The sequence below is a fragment of the Rhizobium sp. X9 genome, from assembly GCF_018873185.1.
Classification (GTDB): Bacteria; Pseudomonadota; Alphaproteobacteria; order Rhizobiales; family Rhizobiaceae; genus Agrobacterium; species Agrobacterium oryzihabitans.
On sequence record NZ_CP071312.1, the window covers coordinates 1,739,332 to 1,756,883 of the forward strand.

17 protein-coding genes are annotated in these 17,552 nt (G+C 61.7%); 5 read left to right on the plus strand and 12 right to left on the minus strand.

Annotation, left to right across the window (positions count from 1 at the left end):
- Positions 1 to 43: 43 nt before the first annotated feature.
- The 4 genes from JZY08_RS22940 to JZY08_RS22955 form a co-directional block, all read right to left on the minus strand.
- Positions 44 to 1,498, minus strand: a complete 1,455-nt coding sequence (locus JZY08_RS22940; RefSeq protein WP_216331776.1) for an aldehyde dehydrogenase — start codon at positions 1,496 to 1,498, stop codon at positions 44 to 46.
- 42 nt (positions 1,499 to 1,540) lie between these two features.
- Positions 1,541 to 2,023: a flavin reductase family protein gene (locus JZY08_RS22945; protein ID WP_145206855.1), complete on the minus strand. Its 483-nt coding sequence runs from the start codon at positions 2,021 to 2,023 to the stop codon at positions 1,541 to 1,543.
- Positions 2,010 to 2,603: an FAD synthetase family protein gene (locus tag JZY08_RS22950; protein ID WP_145206864.1), complete on the minus strand. Its 594-nt coding sequence runs from the start codon at positions 2,601 to 2,603 to the stop codon at positions 2,010 to 2,012. Before JZY08_RS22950 ends, JZY08_RS22945 begins: the two co-directional genes overlap by 14 nt.
- Positions 2,604 to 2,700: 97 nt before the next feature.
- Positions 2,701 to 4,269, minus strand: a complete 1,569-nt coding sequence (locus tag JZY08_RS22955; protein WP_216331777.1) for a 4-hydroxyphenylacetate 3-hydroxylase N-terminal domain-containing protein — start codon at positions 4,267 to 4,269, stop codon at positions 2,701 to 2,703.
- A gap of 175 nt (positions 4,270 to 4,444) precedes the next feature.
- Here JZY08_RS22955 and JZY08_RS22960 point away from each other — a divergent pair, with 175 nt between their 5' ends.
- Positions 4,445 to 5,191 (plus strand): IclR family transcriptional regulator, encoded by a 747-nt coding sequence (locus JZY08_RS22960; protein WP_145206853.1) that lies wholly within the window; start codon positions 4,445 to 4,447, stop codon positions 5,189 to 5,191.
- Between the two features lie 220 nt (positions 5,192 to 5,411).
- Here the strand turns inward: JZY08_RS22960 and JZY08_RS22965 are convergent, their stop codons facing one another.
- The 8 genes from JZY08_RS22965 to cehH all read right to left on the minus strand — a co-directional run bounded on the left by JZY08_RS22965 (position 5,412) and on the right by cehH (position 13,520).
- Complete coding sequence (locus JZY08_RS22965) at positions 5,412 to 6,299, minus strand: LysR substrate-binding domain-containing protein (protein ID WP_216331778.1); 888 nt, start codon at positions 6,297 to 6,299, stop codon at positions 5,412 to 5,414.
- 121 nt (positions 6,300 to 6,420) lie between these two features.
- Positions 6,421 to 7,290 carry a transporter gene (locus JZY08_RS22970; RefSeq protein ID WP_216331779.1) on the minus strand — a complete coding sequence of 290 codons (870 nt, stop codon included), beginning with the start codon at positions 7,288 to 7,290 and terminating at the stop codon, positions 6,421 to 6,423.
- 174 nt (positions 7,291 to 7,464) lie between these two features.
- Positions 7,465 to 8,073, minus strand: a complete 609-nt coding sequence (locus JZY08_RS22975) for a maleylpyruvate isomerase N-terminal domain-containing protein (RefSeq protein ID WP_216331780.1) — start codon at positions 8,071 to 8,073, stop codon at positions 7,465 to 7,467.
- Entirely contained in the window at positions 8,073 to 9,179 is a 1,107-nt protein-coding gene (locus tag JZY08_RS22980) for a cupin domain-containing protein (RefSeq protein ID WP_253204094.1), read from the minus strand. Before JZY08_RS22980 ends, JZY08_RS22975 begins: the two co-directional genes overlap by 1 nt.
- A 31-nt stretch (positions 9,180 to 9,210) precedes the next feature.
- Positions 9,211 to 9,858 (minus strand): maleylacetoacetate isomerase, encoded by a 648-nt coding sequence (gene maiA / locus JZY08_RS22985; protein WP_216331781.1) that lies wholly within the window; start codon positions 9,856 to 9,858, stop codon positions 9,211 to 9,213.
- Positions 9,859 to 9,861: 3 nt separating this feature from the next.
- Entirely contained in the window at positions 9,862 to 10,560 is a 699-nt protein-coding gene (locus tag JZY08_RS22990) for a fumarylacetoacetate hydrolase family protein (RefSeq protein WP_109614504.1), read from the minus strand.
- A 51-nt stretch (positions 10,561 to 10,611) separates the two neighbouring features.
- Positions 10,612 to 12,261, minus strand: a complete 1,650-nt coding sequence (gene cehG / locus JZY08_RS22995) for a salicylyl--CoA ligase (RefSeq protein WP_216331782.1) — start codon at positions 12,259 to 12,261, stop codon at positions 10,612 to 10,614.
- A 116-nt stretch (positions 12,262 to 12,377) separates the two neighbouring features.
- Entirely contained in the window at positions 12,378 to 13,520 is a 1,143-nt protein-coding gene (cehH, locus tag JZY08_RS23000; RefSeq protein WP_109614505.1) for a salicylyl-CoA hydroxylase, read from the minus strand.
- 86 nt (positions 13,521 to 13,606) lie between these two features.
- Here cehH and cehI point away from each other — a divergent pair, with 86 nt between their 5' ends.
- The 4 genes from cehI to istB all read left to right on the plus strand — a co-directional run bounded on the left by cehI (position 13,607) and on the right by istB (position 17,534).
- On the plus strand, positions 13,607 to 14,011 hold the full coding sequence (gene cehI / locus JZY08_RS23005) for a gentisyl-CoA thioesterase (RefSeq protein WP_216331783.1): 405 nt from the start codon (positions 13,607 to 13,609) through the stop codon (positions 14,009 to 14,011).
- Complete coding sequence (locus JZY08_RS23010; RefSeq protein WP_216331784.1) at positions 14,008 to 14,793, plus strand: IclR family transcriptional regulator; 786 nt, start codon at positions 14,008 to 14,010, stop codon at positions 14,791 to 14,793. Before cehI ends, JZY08_RS23010 begins: the two co-directional genes overlap by 4 nt.
- A gap of 451 nt (positions 14,794 to 15,244) precedes the next feature.
- A complete protein-coding gene (istA, locus tag JZY08_RS23015; protein WP_032490240.1) occupies positions 15,245 to 16,765 on the plus strand; it encodes an IS21-like element ISRsp3 family transposase in 1,521 nt (506 codons plus the stop codon).
- Positions 16,755 to 17,534 (plus strand): IS21-like element ISRsp3 family helper ATPase IstB, encoded by a 780-nt coding sequence (gene istB, locus JZY08_RS23020; protein WP_006955904.1) that lies wholly within the window; start codon positions 16,755 to 16,757, stop codon positions 17,532 to 17,534. Before istA ends, istB begins: the two co-directional genes overlap by 11 nt.
- Positions 17,535 to 17,552: the final 18 nt, after the last annotated feature.

The window sequence follows — 17,552 nt, forward strand, 5'->3', positions numbered from 1 at the left end:
CGTATCTTCTCGTCGGTCACACTGCTCCGTGCCGGTCGTGCCGTCAGAGCGGATACTGTTGCGAGGGCGACTCGATCGTCAGCCATTTCAGTTCGGTGAACTCCTCGATCACCGCGCGGCCGCCGTCAAAACGGCCCCAGCCGCTGGCCTTGGTTCCGCCATAGGGCGCCTGGGCGTCGTTTGCGACGGTCGAGCCGTTGATGTGAACAGACCCGGTCTGAATCCGCATTGCGACCGACACCGCCTTGTTGATGTCGGTGGCGAAGACGGCGGCAGACAGGCCGTATTCCGTATCGTTGGCGACGCGGACGGCCTCGTCGCTGTCCTTGACGCGGATCACCTGCAGGATCGGACCGAAGGCCTCTTCGCTGTAGATGCGCATCCCCGAGGTGACGCCGTCCAGGACGGTGGCGGACATCAGCGTGTTCTGTGCATGGCCCCCGGCGCGCAGCCGGGCGCCCTTGTCGGTGGCGTCCTTCAGCAGCGCGTTCAGCCGGTCGGCGGCATTCTGGTTGATGACCGGCCCCAGGGCGCAGGCGGCCTGGACCCGCGGGTCGCCAGCCTGAAGCGTCGCGGCGCGTTCGGCCAGAAGATCGACGAAACGGTCGGCGATGCTCTCCTCGACGATCACCCGCTCGGTCGTCATGCAGATCTGGCCCTGATAGAGGAAGGCCCCGAAGATGGTGGCGTTCACCGCGCCTTCGATGTCGGCATCGCCCAGAACGACCATCGGCGACTTGTCGCCCAGTTCCAGGATGCAGCGCTTGAGGTAGCGGCCGCATTTTTCGGCGATGATCCGGCCGACATGGGTCGAGCCGGTGAAGTTCACGCGGCGCACGGCGGGATGGGCGATCATCGCTTCGACCAGCTCGGGAGCGTCCTTGGGGTCGTTGGTGATGAAGTTCAGCGTGCTGGGCGGGAAGCCGGCGGCATAGACCGCCTCGGCGATCAACTCGTGGGTCCGGGGCGAGGTTTCCGAGGCGCGGAACACCACCGTATTGCCGCAGACCAGCGGATAGGCGATCGCCCGCGCCGCCAGCACCACCGGACCGTTCCAGGGCACCATGCTGAGGATGACGCCGACCGGCTGGCGGACAGTCATCGAGAGCGTGCCGGGCTTGTCCGAGGGGATGGTCTCGCCCTGGATCTGGGTGGCCAGCGAGGCCGCCTCGCGGAACAGGTTCGCCGCCAGCATGACGTTGAAGCGCGACCACAGCTCGCCGGCGCCGACCTCGGCCTTCATTGCGGCAACGAACTGTTCGGTGCGTGCCTCGATCTCGTCGGCCGCCTTCATCAGCAGGGCCCGGCGCAGGCCGGGGCCGGTCTGCGACCACGAGGCGAATGCCCGCTCCGCCGCCTCGATGGCGGCGCTGGCGTCGCGCGCATTGGCGGCGGCACTGATCGTCACCACCTCGCCCGATGCGGGCGAGCGGCGCTCGAACCGGGCCTGCGTGCTGGCCGGCCGGGCTTCGTTGTCGATATGCAGAGTCGTTTCCATGAGTATCCTCCCTGTTTTAGTAATAAGTCCGCCTGCCGGGTCCTATTCGTCGGCCGTGGCGAGCGTCGCAAACTTTCCGCCGCTGAAGACAAGCGGCTGGTTTCCGTTTTCACGGCCGATGTCCGTCACCCGGCCGATGAAGAGCGTGTGGTCCCCGGCCTCGATTTCCTGCTCGACATCGGTCAGGAACACGGCCAGGGCATCCGGGATCACCGGCAGTCCGTCACGCTCGGAAAAGACCCCGACCAACTCCGGGTCGTGCTTGCCGGCGAAATGCATCGCCAGCGGCTTCATGTCCTGGGCCAGGACATTCACGGCATAGCGCCCGGAGGAGCGCACCTTTTCCAGCATCCGGCTCTTGCGGTCGAGCGAGATGGTGATCAGGGGCGGGTCGAGCGAGACCGACATGAAGGCATTGGCCGTCATTCCGTGATCGCCGTCCTCGGTGCGGGTGCTGATTACCGTCACGCCGGTGGCGAAACGGCCGCAGGCATCGCGCAACTCGCGCGGGTCAAAACCAGACATCGAAACTCTCCTCATACCTCATGTCATTGGTTAACAGCGCCCCACAGAGCAGGGCGGAAGGCGCAGTCTCGCCTTGGAGCGAGGCCGCCTCGCTGAGCAGGCAGCTCTCGTGCAGCGCGCGGATGCGGCTGGACGAGATCGTCACGCCCCGTTCGCAAAGCACCGGGGGCGCAAGGACGACTTTGAAGTGGCGCGCCAGAAGATCGGTGTCGCCAGCCTGCCGCGCGCCGAAGCGGAAATCGGCCCCGACATGGATGCGCTTCGGCCCGATACGGGATAGATCAGCCAGGAAATCCGCAGGACTGCGCGCCGCATAGCTGTGGCCGAAATTTGAAAGTACGATGTAATCGGGACCGAGCCGGGCGATCCGGGCCAGCTTTTCCGACACCGGCGTCAATTGCCGCGCCTTGCCGAAGAACACCTTGGGCGGCGGATCGAAGGTCCAGACCACCGCTGGCAGCCCGGTCGCCCGCGCCTCGGCGACGACGCGGGTGATCAGCTCCTGATGGCCGCGATGCACGCCATCGAAGGCACCGATCGTCACGATGCTGGCCGGCAGGGCCAACTGATCGTCACGCATCACATTCGTTTGGCACCCGGAATAATCCAGAGACAACGGCCACCCCCCCTTCAAGTGTTCGGCGATGCGGCCGGCCGGACCGGCCGCATCGCGGCTCTCATTTCTGGAAGCCGGCTCGCAGGCGGTTGACATCCCAGGGATTGATCAGGTCGGGCGCTGTCCAGCCGTTCAGGTCGTATTCCGACATGAAGTCGCGGACCGTCTGCTGCATCTGCGCCAACTCGCCCGAGGCTTGGGCCGCCATCATGGTCTCGACGCGGATCGCCTCGTAGCTGCCGGCGTAGTTGGTTTCGTAAAGCTCGTGCCGGCCGCCGAATTCCGATCCGATCGCATCCCACAGCAGTTTCAGCAGCTTCACCCGGTCCAGCGCGACCATCCCGTTCGAGCCGCGGACGTAGCGGTCGAGATAGGGCCGTACCTCCTCGGATTCGAAGTCCAGCGACGAGGAGGGCAGATAGATCAGCCCCGAGGCGACATGGCGTTCGATCAGTTCCTTGATCCGGATGTAGGCCATCGGCGCAAGCACACGATAGGCGGTGCCGGCATTCAGGTTGGGATGGACGTAGCCGTCGGTCCCGACCCACGGCACCGGGCTTTTCACCAGTGCGTCGTTCAGCGCCCACATCATGTTGCGCCAGGCCACGACCTCGCCCACGGCGGTCTGCGGGCCGCGGAAGGCCGACACCCCGGTCGCGTCAAGCGCCATGGACAACAGGCCGGCGATGAAGTCGAGCTTGACCGCGAGGCGCGTGCTGCCGTGCATGGTGAAGCGCGCGCCGAAGCCCGAGGCGGGCAGGAAGGCGTTGATCTTCTCGATGTCGCCATAGACGAACAGGTTTTCCCAGGGCACCAGCACCTTGTCGAACACCAGGATCGCGTCGTTCTCGTCCAGCCGGCTGGACAACGGATAGTCGAAGGGCGTTCCCATCACCGCGGCATTCAGCTCATAGCTGGCGCGGCTGATCAACTTCACGCCGGGGCTGTCCATCGGGGCGGTGAAGATCAGGGCGAACTTCTTGTCCTTGATCGGAACGCCGTAATGGGCGACGAAGTTGTAATGCGTCAGCACCGAGCCGGTGGCGACGACCTTGGCGCCCGAGACGACCACCCCGGCATCGGTTTCCTTCTCGACCTGCATATAGACGTCGCTGGCCTGTTCGACGGGCAGGTGGCGGTCGATCGGCGGGTTGACGATCGCGTGGTTCCAGTAGTCGAGCCGTTCCTGCGTGCGGGCATACCAGGCCTTCGCGTTGCCGGCATATTCCCCGTAGAAAGACGAATTGGCGCCCAGCGTGCCCATGAAGGCGGCCTTGTAGTCCGGCGCGCGGCCCATCCAGCCCTGCGCCACGCGCTGCGTCTCGGCGATAGCGTCTCGCCCCGCGATGAGTTCCTCGGCCGTCTTGGCTGCCTTGAAATAGGGGTGCGTCCAGCCGCCCGAGCCGGTGTCGGTCGGCCGACCGATCTGGTCCTTCTTCTCGTGCAGCCTGTTGTACCAGCGCGCGACCATGCGTGCCGAGTTACGAAAGGCTGGATGGTCAGCAACCTTCTTGACCCGTTCCCCATGGATGAAGATCGTGCGACCGTCGTCCAGGCTGTCGAGATATTCGCTCCCCGTGTACGGCTGGGTCGCACTGACCCCCGCGTTGGGCTTGACATCGTCTTTCATTTTTCCTCCTCCCAAAGATCCGGCCACCGAAGCGCCGAAGTCTCATTCCGTATCGTCTTGCTGTAATGAGCACCCTACCTTGCAAAATTTGCATGGCTGTCGAAAGGTATGTTGAAATACCGCATACTTTTCCGGTAATACCGGAAAGCTGGTGCGGGGAGGGAGGGGAGTACCCATGAAAACGCTTCATAAGGTCGGAAGTCTGTTGCGGCAGTTCACAGCAGAGCAGCCGGAGCATTCCGTGACGGATCTCGCGCGTGCGATCAACAATTCGGTCAGCGGAACGCATGACCTTGTGAACGGGCTCGGGCGAATTGGCCTGCTCAGAAAGGTCGAACGGGGGCGGTATCGCCTCGGGCCGCTAGTGGCCACGCTCCATCGCGCGTTTGAGGATAGTTCGCCCCTGATGGGGGCCGCCCGCCCGGTCCTCGCCGAACTTTTGCGTGGCTATGGCGAGACCGTATATTTGACGATGGAGGACCACGGGCGGCTGCTGATTCTGGAGGCCTTGGAAGGCACGCAAGCCCTGCGCGTCTCGCGCGAGATGCTTGGGACCGGAGTCACGCTTCATGATAGCCCGCCGGGATTGTTGCATCTGGCGCAATACTCGCACCAGCAGATAGACGAATATCTCGATCACTACGCCCAGCCCGAAAACGCACTCCACAATCGGGAGAGCTTCCGCAACCGCCTCGCCGACATAGCAAGCGAGGGGTTTCTCGCCGGTCCACCCGCGAACGAGCCAGATGTCATCTGCGTAAGCGCAATGATCCAAAACCACATTTCCCAGCCTGTTGCGGCGCTGGTTCTAGTTGTTCCGCGCAGTCGTCACGAGATTCAGCCTCGGGCCTTTCGCAACATCGTCGTGGAAGCCGCGCGGCGTGTCTCGCTGCGTCTGCAGCGCCATCACGATCCCAACTAATAAGCGGCTTGCGCTGGCGCCGGGTCAGGCTGGTTCGGCCGGAAAAGCCTCGGGCCTAGGCGTCGAGCCTGTCGGGGAACATTCTGAAAGTGCTTCCTGGCAGACCGGACTTGCGAGCGCGCCAGCCAGGGTCGCGTGCGTTCCTGTCGAAAGCCGCCCGATCCATCATGGAACAACGGCAGGCAGTCGTCAGACGTGAACTGGCCAGCTTAGGGGCGGTTCAAAGTTTGCGTGCGAATCTCCGCGTCAGGTCCATAAACTGCATGACCTGCGGCGCCCGATTGTCGAGACGGGTATGAACCATCAGCCCTATGCCGGGATTATATCCTTCATAGGGGCGCAAGATCAGGCCCGGCCGCGCCCCGAGACCTAGGGATTGGGGCACCAAGGCGATCCCCACTCCGACAGAGACGAGGCTGATCAGGGACTGAAAATCTGGGGCCAGTTCGGTGCTGCCCGGCGTAACACCCTCATGCGAAAGAATGTCCAGGACCACGGCGCCATAGCTCGGGCGCGACTGGGTGACAGATAGAATGATTGTTTGATCGGTCAGATCGGCAAGCCGTATCGTATCCCGGCTGCTTAAATCGGATCCTTCTGGTAACGCCAGAATGAATTTCTCGACACACAGTGGTTCTTTGCGGAATTCATCGTCCTCAAGCCCGGGCCGAGCCACGGCAACGTCGATCTCGCGTTGAACCAGCGAACGTTGCAGATTGGCGTTGTTCATCTCCCGCAGGCTGAGATGCACATCCGGGTACTCGCGCCGATAGATTCGGATCAACGCCGGCAACACGCTGTAAGAGGCCGATCCGACAAAACCGATGCTGAGCCGTCCCGCCAAGCCCGAGCCGATGCGTTTTGTTTCGCTCAGGGCCAGTTCAAGCCGCTCAATAATCTCGCGGGCCCGGTCGCGCAGCACGCAGCCGGCCTGGGTAAGCTGGATCTGGCTGCGCGAGCGGTCAAAAAGATGAACCCCCAATTCCTCCTCAAGCAGGGCAATTTGGCGTGAAAGGGGGGGCTGTGCAATATCGAGCCTCGTAGCCGCGCGGCCAATATTCAGTTCTTCGGCAACTGCGATAAAATACTTCAACCTCTTGAGATACATGCGCCTTCCTCCCCCCGTCCTGCTTGGCAGAGCCGAGCGCGAGCGGATTCAGCATGCCTCCCTGGTCCGCATCGCGCAAGTTGAAGAGCCGCACAGTAAAGGCGGCTCTATCCGGCTTTGCTCAAAACAGCTTCAGAAGCCGAAGTTCGATCACCGAGCTGCTCTTGAAACCGCCGTCGACCTCGATATCTTTGGCCAGCATTCCTTGCAGTTGCACTGTCGGCGTCAAGAATGTGTTCGCATAAAGCCGAACCTGATCGCGCCGGGTGCGCAACCCAGTATCGACACCACCGATCTCGACCTTGCCTCCCGTTTGCGAGGACAGGCCCAGCGAAACCGAGGTCGTCGGCGAGAATTGTTTGCGCAGCGCGATCTGCGCCTGATAGGCGGTCTCACGTGAGACCGTCACGCCATTCTCGTCATGGTCGAAGGAAAATGCAGCATCCACGACCCCGTCGAGGAAGAAGCCGTTTCCCAGCCCCTGAACCAGGCCGATCTGTGGTGTCAGCGTCCAGGCGCCGGACCCCGCGCCGATTTCGGTCACGTCGTAGTTGCCTGTCGGTGCAGTCACGAACATGCTCACGCCCAAGGTGGTCCCGGTATCGGGATTGTCAGGTTGCACCGGCCACACTGTAAAGCCCAGAGTGAGGTCTCCGACACCTTCGGATGTGCCCTGGTCCGCCCCGCCGATTCTCGCGGTGTCGAATCCCACGACAGGCAGAATAGCGTGATAGAGCGCGGGCATTCCGAAAGCCTCGGAATAATGCAGCCCGCGCAACACCATGACGTTGGCTCCGAGTTCGGAGCCGGGAATGTCGCTGCCGTTCAGCTCGAAGCTGTCGGCGCTCTGATGCTGTAGATAAAGCAGAGCGATATTCGTACCCGACGGTGCAATTACATAGTCGCCCGGTGCCACGTCGATAGCACGTGCCGGGGCGGCGGCAAGTGTCAGGGTTGCGCCTGCGAGAAGCGCAATAAGTTCGGCTTTCATTCTTTCTCCTCCCTTGGTTAAATAGAAACGGTCTCCTCTAACCGTCCCTGCCGTTCCGCATCTGTTTTTGCGCCGAGAGCCGAAGCCTGGGGCGACACCCTTTGGCAATTCCTGCCTCGGGTCGGATGCGCATTTTTCCGGCATTGCCGGAGTGTCGAGGGCAAAACGCCGGGATCAGGACCCGCCGATCTTGCCGATGGGCCGTGATCGGACTGCTGCGAGCAGAGCGACGGCGGGCAATTCCGCGTCGCGCATGCCATTGCCCAGATCCAGCGCTCCTTGCCAGACGGCTGCGGCGCGGATACCGGGGAGTGCGCGGGTCGGGACTGTCGTGCCGTCCACCAACACCACCTCCATGTCCCACTGCTCTTCCGTCAGATCACGCCAGCAGACGTTCAGATGCACCTCCGAATGCTGGAACAGGTGCCGCAAAGCTCGTGCCGGCAAAGTTGCGGCAAGGTCGAGCGACGGCAGTTGTTGCTCTTCCAGCACGGGCAGGGTGTAGATTTCGCCCTTGCCGAATGCTTCGAGCGCAAGTGCCTGATGACGGGCGTCATAGCCGATCCGAGCGACGACATGGGCGCGGGTCAGGCCCTCGACGGCCGAGGGGGCATACAGCTCCGCATCCGGCAATTCCATCAACTTGCGCGCAAAATGGGCTGTGCCGCGACGCGCAAGCAGAAGATCTTCTGCCGGGGCATTGGGGGCGTCGTAACGCGCCCCTTTGCCCTGGCGGGCCTTCAGGGCCTCACGGGCGGCCAGATCCGTCTCGGCAAGAGACATCACTTCTGCCCCTCGATCTTGGTGCGCATGAAGGACAGGGCCTCCATGATCGGGGCATCCGAGAAGCGGAACAGATCGAACTGCGTCTCGGCCTGAAGCGACCACGGCACCCAGCTCGGCACTACGAACATGTCGCCTTTCTCAAGCTTCGTCGTCTCGCCGTTCATCACGACCGCGCCCGCCCCCTCGAAGACTTGAAACACGGTGGAGCCGACCTCGTTGCGCGTCGCCGTTTCGGTGCCCGCACGTAGCCGATGAAATTCGCAACGAAGTGTTGGCATTACGTCGCCCCCAGTGGTCGGGTTGACGTATCGGATTGCAGCATGGCCCGGGGCGACGGTGGCGGGCTGGCCTTCATCCTCCAGAAGCAGTTGCTCGGTCAGGGCGCGGTCGGTGAATTCCCAGCGATAGGCTCCAATGGGCGAGGCCACGGTGTTTTGCAGACCCGACAGCGGGCGCAGGCCGGGGTGGCACCAGAGACGCTCGCCACGAGAGAAGTTCGGCGTCGCGTAGTCGGTCACGCGGTCGGAGCCGAACTCGAAGAAGCCGACATCCATCTGTTGAGAAAAGGGAATGTCGAGACCGTCGATCCAGGCCATCGGCTGATCGGTGTCGTTGTGGTGGCCATGGAAGCACCAGCCGGGCGTCAGCAGAAGATCGCCACGAGACATGCGCACCGGATCGCCGTTCACCACGGTCCAGACGCCTTCGCCCTCCACGACGAAACGGAAGGCGTTCTGGGAATGGCGGTGTTCGGGCGCGGTCTCACGCGGACCGAGATACTGGATTGCCGCCCACATCGTCGGGGAGATATAGGCATTGCCGCCAAGGCCGGGGTTCGCAAGGCCAAGTGCTCGGCGCTCGCCTCCACGGCCCACCGGGACGAGTTCACCGGATTTCCGGGCCAGCCGCAGAAGAGTGGACCATTTCCACACGTGGGGCACGGCCTTGGACTTCGGGTGGATCGGCATCAGATCCCCGAGCTGGGTCCAGAGGGGAATGATACTTTCTTCCTCAAAGCTCTTGTAAAGCGCGCGCAGTTCCGGTGTGTCCTTCGGCTGCATCGCCTGTGTGACGCTCTCGTGATCGAGTTGTTCGTTCTGCATAGGGACCTCCTTGACGGAATGGGGGCGCGGGTCAGGCCGCGTCCGGCTGATTGGGCGGGGCGGCCCGCGTGAAGGCAGGAAGCCCGTCGAGGTTTCCGAAGATTCGGGAAATCGTGGGCCAGCCGGCTAGCGGAATGTCGAAACGACGGTTGTTCCAGACCTGCGCATAGAGACAGCAATCGGCCATGGTGGGCGTGTCGCCGTGGCAGCAGGTGCCAGTCTCCTTCGCGCGCGAAAGTTCCTCTTCCAGCGCGTCGAAGGTAAGCGTAACCCAATGGGTGAACCACGCTTTTTGGGCGTCGTCGTCGGCGCCGAACTGATCGTGCAGACGGGCAAGCACACGCAGATTGTTCAGCGGGTGGATTTCCAGCGCGATCATGTAGGAAAGCGCGCGCACCCTGGCGCGGGCATCCGGTTCGGAAGGCAAAAGCGGGGGGTGAGGGTAGGTTTCCTCCAGCCATTCCATGATGGCGAGGGATTGCGTCAGGAAGGTGCCGTCCCCTTTTTCAAGGGTAGGGACCAGTCCCTGCGGGTTCTTCGCCAGATAATTGGGCGTCCGCGTTTCCCCGTTGCGAAGGACATAGGGAACATAGTCATAGTCCAGTCCCTTGAGGTTCAGCGCGGCTCGCAGGCGCGTTGACGTGGAGGAGCGGAAGAAGTTGTGCAGCCTCAGCGTCATGGCTTATGCCTCACGCGGTCCGATTGGGGTCTCGATCGTGCCGAGCCCCTCGATCTCGACGACGCAGATATCGCCCGGCACCAGAGGGCCAACACCGGCAGGGGTGCCAGTCATGATCAGATCGCCCGGGGCGAGGGTCATGGAATGCGACAGGATCGAGATGATCTCCGGCACGGACCAGATCAGCTCCGCCAGATCGGCGTCCTGCCGGATCTCTCCGTTGACGGTCAGCCGGATCGACCCCTTGCACGGATGCCCGACCTTTTCGACCGGAAACACGGACCCGATGACGGCAGAGCTGTCGAACGCCTTGCCCCAGTCCCACGGACGGCCCTGTTCGCGGGCCTTGAGCTGGAGGTCGCGGCGGGTCAGGTCATTGCCGACGGCGTAACCCCAGACATGGGAAAGGCTGTCCTTTTCCGCGATGTTCCTGCCACCTTTGCCGATAGCAACGACGAGTTCCGCCTCGTAGTGAAAATTCCCGGTCTCTGGCGGATAGGCGACGGTTTCGCCGCTCTCCACCACGGCGTCGGCCGGCTTGGTGAAGAAGAAGGGCGGATCGCGCTCGGGATCTTTACCCATCTCGCGGGCATGGGCGGCATAGTTGCGACCAACACAGAAAATGCGTCGGACCGGGAAGCGATCATCCGTACCATCGACGGCAACGCTTGCCTGTGCGGCTGGGGGAAAAACGTAAGACATGGGCGGCACTTTCTTTCATTATGTCCCATCCCCTCGAACCGGGGGTGAGAGTTAATCCTTCATTTCAGTCTGGGGCGCGGCGGACGTGCCATGCTTTGCGTGGTCCGCCACGAGGGCCTGCCTGTCGATCTTTCCCGTGCCGGTTTTCGGCAGGTCGTCCACGTAGTCGAACAGGCGCGGCGATTTGAACGGCGCGAGTTGCGACTTGACGTAATCCCGCAGTTTGAGCGTTTGCTCATCCCGGGCCTCGACGCCTGCGGCAAGACGGACGACAGCCCGCAACGCCATGCGTTTGTCCTCAAGCTGAATCGCCAGAACCGCGCATTCATGAACGTCAGGGTGTTCGTTCAGGCAACGCTCCACCTCCATCGGCCAGATCCATTGCCCGGAAACTTTGATCAGGTCGTCCGCGCGCCCCTGGAAATAGTAGTATCCATCTCGCTCGATGAAGCGGTCGCCGGTATAGATCCAGTCTCCGCGCACGGTTTCGGCAGTCTTGTCGGGTCGGTTCCAGTAGGTCGGCGTCGAGGAGTGACCACGGACGAACATCACGCCTTCTTCCCCGGGCCTTGCGGGCTTGCCCTCGGGGGTTTCAAGCCGCACTTCATAGCCGGGCACCGGTGCACCGGCGGCACCGATACGATGATCGTCAAGCGCGTTCGACAAGTAGATATGCAGCAGCTCGGTTGAGCCCAGCCCCTCGGTCGGCCCATGTCCGACAAGCGATTTCCAGGTCTTGTAGATATCTTCCGAGAGGATCTCAGCCGCCGACATCGACTTGCGCAGCGACGACAGATCGTGATGCGTGACCGCGTCGGCCCGCGCGAGCGCGGTATAAAGTGTCGGCAGGCCGAAAAGAACGGTCGGGCGATACTTCTCGATCGCGCCAAGCACCACCTCTGGGCGCGGTTGCCCCGGCATCCACAGCGCCGTCGCGCCAACGGAAACGGGGAAAATCAGTGAGTTTCCGAACCCGTAGGCAAAGTAGGCCTTGGGCACGGAATAGCAGATGTCATCCCCGTCAAGCTTCAGTACATGTGCCCCAAAACTTTGTTGCACATAGGCCATATCGTGATGCAGGTGGACGATGCCCTTTGGGCGCCCGGTCGATCCCGAGGAATACATCCAGAAAGCCATGTCGTCCGGGCCAGTGGCGGCCGCGTCCATCTCATCGGCATGGCCGGACAAAAATACACTGGCATCGATCTGCCCTGCACCGGCGGCACAGCCATTGGCGACAATCGTGGTTTCGAGACAGGTGCCGTCGAGCATTTCGCCGGAGAAGATCGTGGCAAGCGCGGCATCGACGATCGCGAACCGCGCGCCGCTGTCCTTGAGAAAATAGCTGACCACATCGGGTTTCGTCTGGATGTTCAGCAGCACCGGCACGAAGCCCGCCCGAACCGCGCCATAGAAGGCCGCCGGAAAGACAGGGGTGTCATCGAGGAAAAATGCGATCCTTTCCCCCCGCGTCAGGCCGGCGGCGATGAAGGCATTGCCCCACCGTGCGGCTTCGGCGATCAACTCCGCATAGGTCAGGTTCCCGAGTGGGCCGATCACCGCCAGCTTGTCGGGATTCCGTGTCAGGTTTTGCCAGAGCAGTTCCGAGCAGTTTCCGTGATCGGCTTTGACGTAACCAATTTCCCTGGACCCCGGCGTCGTATCGGCCACGGGATCGAGGATCGCGTATGCGGTGGTCATGTCGGTCATATATCCTCCCAGATATTGCGGTGGAATCCGGCACGGGTGCGATACGCGCTTCCCCGTCCGGTTTATTGTTCCGAGAACGCCAGGCGCCTGAGCGCCCCGTCAGGCGATCAGCCGGCTACGGCGCTGTATCTGGCGTAATCCGCTGCGAATTTCGGCGCGATTTTTTGCAGACGCTCTTCGGTCATCCGCCCCGAGCGCATCAGGTAGTCATGCGCGAAATCCATCGGTGCGAGGCGCATCTTTTCGCCGAAATTCTCATACCAGCTTGCCGAGGTATTGGCGGCGTCCACGATCTTGCGGGCAATCGGCGGACGGGTGGCCTGATAATGGGCAAGCGCCTCGTCCACGTCGCCGAAATCCTTGAGCGCATGAACAAGCGCGATGGCATCTTCCATCGCCAGACGTGTGCCCGATCCGATAGAAAAATGCGCGGTGTGCACCGCATCGCCAAGCAGGACATTTCGCCCGGCGATCCAGCTTTCGCACCACAGCCGAGGGAACTGGCGCCACATGGATTTGTTGGTGATCAGTTGCGTGCCCCCGAGAGTCTCGCTGAACAGATCGCTGCACAGCTTCGCGCTCTGCCCTTCGTCCATCCTGTCGAAGCCAAAGGCTTTGAAGGTTGCATCCTCGCATTCGACGATGAACGTCGAGCGATCCGGCGCGAAGCGGTAATGGTGCGCGCTCAACGGCCCCTTTTCGGTCCTGATGAAGGTCTGGGTCAGCGTATCGAAGGGAATTGATGCGCCGAACCAGGCGAAATGATTGTCGAAATATTCGATGGTCGGCCTGAACTGAGCCTCCAGCGAGCGGCGGGTCAGCGAGTTCAGCCCGTCTGCCCCGATCACCAGATCCGCATCGAATGCATCGAGCGATTCCACCACCGTGTCGAAGCGGATCTCAACTCCGAGGTCGCGCACGCGATCCTTCAGGATTTCGATCAGCTCAAGGCGCCCTATGGCGGTAAAGCCCACACCGTCCAGCGTCACCCGGCCGTCGGGAAGGTTGAGTGTCATGTCCTGCCAACGCTCCATATGCGGCAGGATGAGGTCATGAGTATCCGGGTCGTCGGCCTTCAGGAAATCGAGCGCGCGATCGGAAAAAACCACGCCGAAACCGAAGGTTGCACCTTCCGGGTTCTGCTCCGTTACCCGCACCTTCACGTGCGGCAACAGCCTGCGGATGAGAATGGCCGTGTAAAGCCCCCCCGGCCCACCACCGAGGATTTCGATCTTGCCCAGTGCCGACATGGCTCCCCCCAAATTCGCTAGACGTTCTTCGTTCTCTAAGCTATTTTTCTATATTGTGCAATGAGTTTTATATAAAGGAAATCATCATGACGGTTGTTCTGACCACCGACGTCACCTTCGGAGACTGCGATCCGGCTGGTATCGTCTTCTATCCAAACGTTTTTCGCTGGTTGGACGCCGCCTTTCACAAACTTCTGCGGCCGCTCGGCGGGCACCACGGGATTTGCAAAGAACTTGGCAGCGCCGGTCTTGGCCTCGTCGATGCGCAGGCCCACTTCCGCAGCGCAATTCGAGACGGCGACGTGCTGGACGTCAGCGTCTCCATCGCGGAATGGTCACGCCGGAGCGTCACCCTCGTCTACGAAGGCCGCGTCGGCACGCGTCTGGCCTTCGAGGCCCGGGAGGTCCGTTGCCTTTTCATTCGGGAGAATGGCGGTATTGTCGCGGGAGACATCAGTGCACTGCGCGACAAGCTGGAGAAGACGAAATGACGGAGGACTTTGGTCACGGGTTGAAATCGCTGGATATCGCGCTTGGCGTCCTCGCCTTCATGGCGAGGCAGCAAGGCCCGATGACACTCTCCGATATCGCCCGTGGCTGCGACATGCCGCCAAGCAAGGCACATCGCTACCTCGCCTCTTTCGTCATTGCGGGGCTGGTCAGGCAGCAGGGACGCTCGGGGCGGTATGACCTTGGACCGGAGGCCATGCAGTTGGGGTTGGCCGCCATTGCCCGGCACGATTTCGTAAACGATTCAGCGGACGGCCTGCCCGAGCTTGCGCTTCAGACCGGCATGACCGTGCTACTGGCGGTCTGGGCCAATGAAGGCGCAACGGTAGTCCGCTGGCAGCGCGGCCTGTCGCCAACGGTGACTTCTATCGGACTTGGCACCACATTGCCGCTTCTGACTTCGGCCACGGGGCGCATCTTTCTCACCTATGCGCCCAGGGGCGCGATACATAAGGCCCGCGAGACCGAGTTGCGCCGCGCCGCGCGGAACCCCTCCCTGCTACCCGACACCCCTTCGACGGCAGAGGGGCTGGAAATGCTGCGGGCTGCCATCCGCGAACAGGGATTTGCCTCGGTGAACGGAGGTTTCATTCCCGGATTGGTCGCCGCTGCCGCTCCGATCCTCGACTGGCAAGGAGAGGCCCAGGTCGTCGTGACTCTTGTCGGCGTCGATCCGACCGGCATCGAAGCCGGTTCGCAACAGGTTGCAGCACTTCTCAGATTCTGCGACGAGCATTCAGTTCACAATCCGAAACCGAACTGATCCGTCAACCGCTCCAGACCTGTCAGCGGCCGACGCGAACCAGTCACAGCCCAAGCAGGATCGGGCGTGACCGATGGGCAGGCAGCGCGGAGGCTTCAGGTATCGCAGCGCTGCCCGCCATCGCGCGGCTTGATGCGCCGAGCTGAACGAAATGCTGGCAGCGCTAAAACCGGATACCGGCCAGCCCACCGGTCTGGCTCATTCATCAAGCACAAACTAAATCGTATGATTGATTTAATTCCTGATCCAAGCTACTGCTGATCGTGGGACAGGGGCCGGCACGCACCGCGAACAAGCGGACGGCGGCTTTCCGATCCCAAGATGAAGAATGGAGCACGGGCTGTTGAGTTGCACTGAGAAGTGACCCGGGAGGGTTATAAGTTTTCACTGAGAATTGACCCATGTTTTCCTCGCCCCTGGCTGACAGTCAGGAGGCATCGGAGTGATCGACATGGACCTACTCAGTGTGATCCGCCGCTGGCATTTTCGGCAAGGCATCCCCATTCGCGAGATCCGGCGGCGGACTGGATTATCGCGCAACACGATCCGCAAATATCTGCGCGATGACGCGGTGGAGCCGACGTTCAAGGTTCCCAAACGGCCGAGCAAGCTTGATCAGTTTGCAGAAAAACTGACGACGTGGCTGCGGGTGGAATCTGGCAAGTCGCGCAAACAGAAGCGAACAGCCAAGCAGCTACATGCAGATCTGGTTAAGCTGGGCTACGAGGGATCATACAGCCGTGTTGCCGCCTTCGCCCGCTCGTGGAAGACCGAACGCCAATATGAAAAGCAAACCAGTGGGCGCGGCACATTCGTACCGCTGATCTTCCAGCCCGGTGAGGCCTTTCAGTTCGATTGGAGTGAAGATTACGCCCTTCTGAATGGCCGGCCTACCAAGCTGCAGGTGGCCCATACCAAGCTCTCCCACAGTCGGGCGTTCATCACGCGAGCCTATCTGCTGCAAACGCACGAGATGTTGTTCGACGCACTGACGCAGGCCTTCCGGGTGCTGGGCGGCGTGCCTCAGCGTGGAATATTCGACAATATGAAGACGGCTGTAGACCGGATCGGCCAGGGCAAAGTCCGACAGGTCAATGCGCGGTTCGCTGCCATGGCCAGCCACTACCTGTTCGAAACGGATTTTTGCAATCCGGCCTCAGGCTGGGAGAAAGGTCAGGTCGAGAAAAACGTTCAGGATGCGCGTCGACGGTTATGGCAGCCAATGCCCAACTTCCCAGATCTTGATGCCCTCAATGCCTGGTTGGAAGAGCGGTGCATCGCACAATGGGGAGAAATCCAGCATGGCGTCCTCCCCGGCACAGTTGCCGATGTGCACGCCGTTGAGATTATCAGCCTGATGCCGATGGGGCGGGCCTTCGATGGCTTTGTCGAACATACCAAGCGCGTGTCGCCGACCTGCCTGATCGCGTTCGAGCGCAATCGCTATAGCGTTCCTGCATCCTTTGCGAACCGGCCAGTGAGCCTGCGGGTCTATCCTGATCGGTTGGTCATCGCGGCCGAGGGGCAAATCTTGTGCGAGCACAACCGGATTATCGACCGTTCTCACCAGAAGCCGGGGCAGACGATCTATGACTGGCGGCACTATCTGGCAGTTGTTCAGCGCAAGCCTGGCGCTTTGCGCAATGGGGCGCCATTCCTCGAAATGCCCGAAGCCTTCCGGCAACTGCAGGGGCATCTGCTCAAGCGGCTCGGTGGTGACAGGGAGATGGTCGAAATCCTCGCCCTTGTTCTACAGCATAACGAACAGGCTGTGCTCAGCGCCGTCGAACTGGCCCTCGAAGCTGGGGTGCCGACCAAAACCCACATCCTCAATGTTCTGCACCGCCTGATCGATGGCAAGGCTCCACCGGCATCCCCAATCGATGCCCCGCAGGCCCTGCGCCTCGCCCAGGAGCCTGTTGCCGATGTCGAACGCTACGACACGCTGAGGGCGTTACGCCATGCGTCATGATCCGGCCAGCGCCGCTGTGGTTGTCATGCTACGTGGCCTCAAAATGTATGGCATGGCGCAAGCCGCTGGTGATCTGATCGAGCAGGGCGCGCCAGCCTTTGATGCTGCCGTTCCGATCCTCTCACAGCTTCTCAAGGCGGAGATGTCCGAGCGGGAGGTCAGGTCCATTGCTTACCAGATCAAGGCAGCCCGGTTCCCGGCCTACAAGGATCTGGCAGGCTTCGACTTTGCCGTCAGTGAGGTCAACGAGGCGCTCGTGCGTCAACTTCACCGTGGTGACTTTATGGATAGCGCCGACAACGTCGTACTGATCGGCGGACCAGGCACCGGCAAAAGCCACATCGCGACGGCTTTGGGCGTCCAGGCGGTTGAGCATCACCGCAAAAAGATCCGCTTCTTCTCCACCGTCGATCTGGTCAATGCGTTGGAGCAGGAAAAGGCCGCAAACAGAGCGGGCCAGTTGGCCGAGCGTCTGTTGCGCCTCGACCTCGTCATCCTTGATGAGCTGGGATATCTACCCTTCAGCCCTTCAGGCGGGGCCATGCTGTTCCATCTGCTCAGCAAACTCTATGAGCGGACCAGCGTTGTTATCACCACCAACCTGAGCTTCAGCGAGTGGTCCAGTATCTTTGGCGATGCCAAAATGACCACCGCCCTGCTGGATCGCCTCACGCATCATTGCCATATCCTTGAAACCGGCAATGACAGCTTCCGCTTCAGAGCCAGTTCCGCCGCCCCAAAATCCAGAAAGGACAAATCACCCGCTTGACTCTGCTCGTCGCAGGCA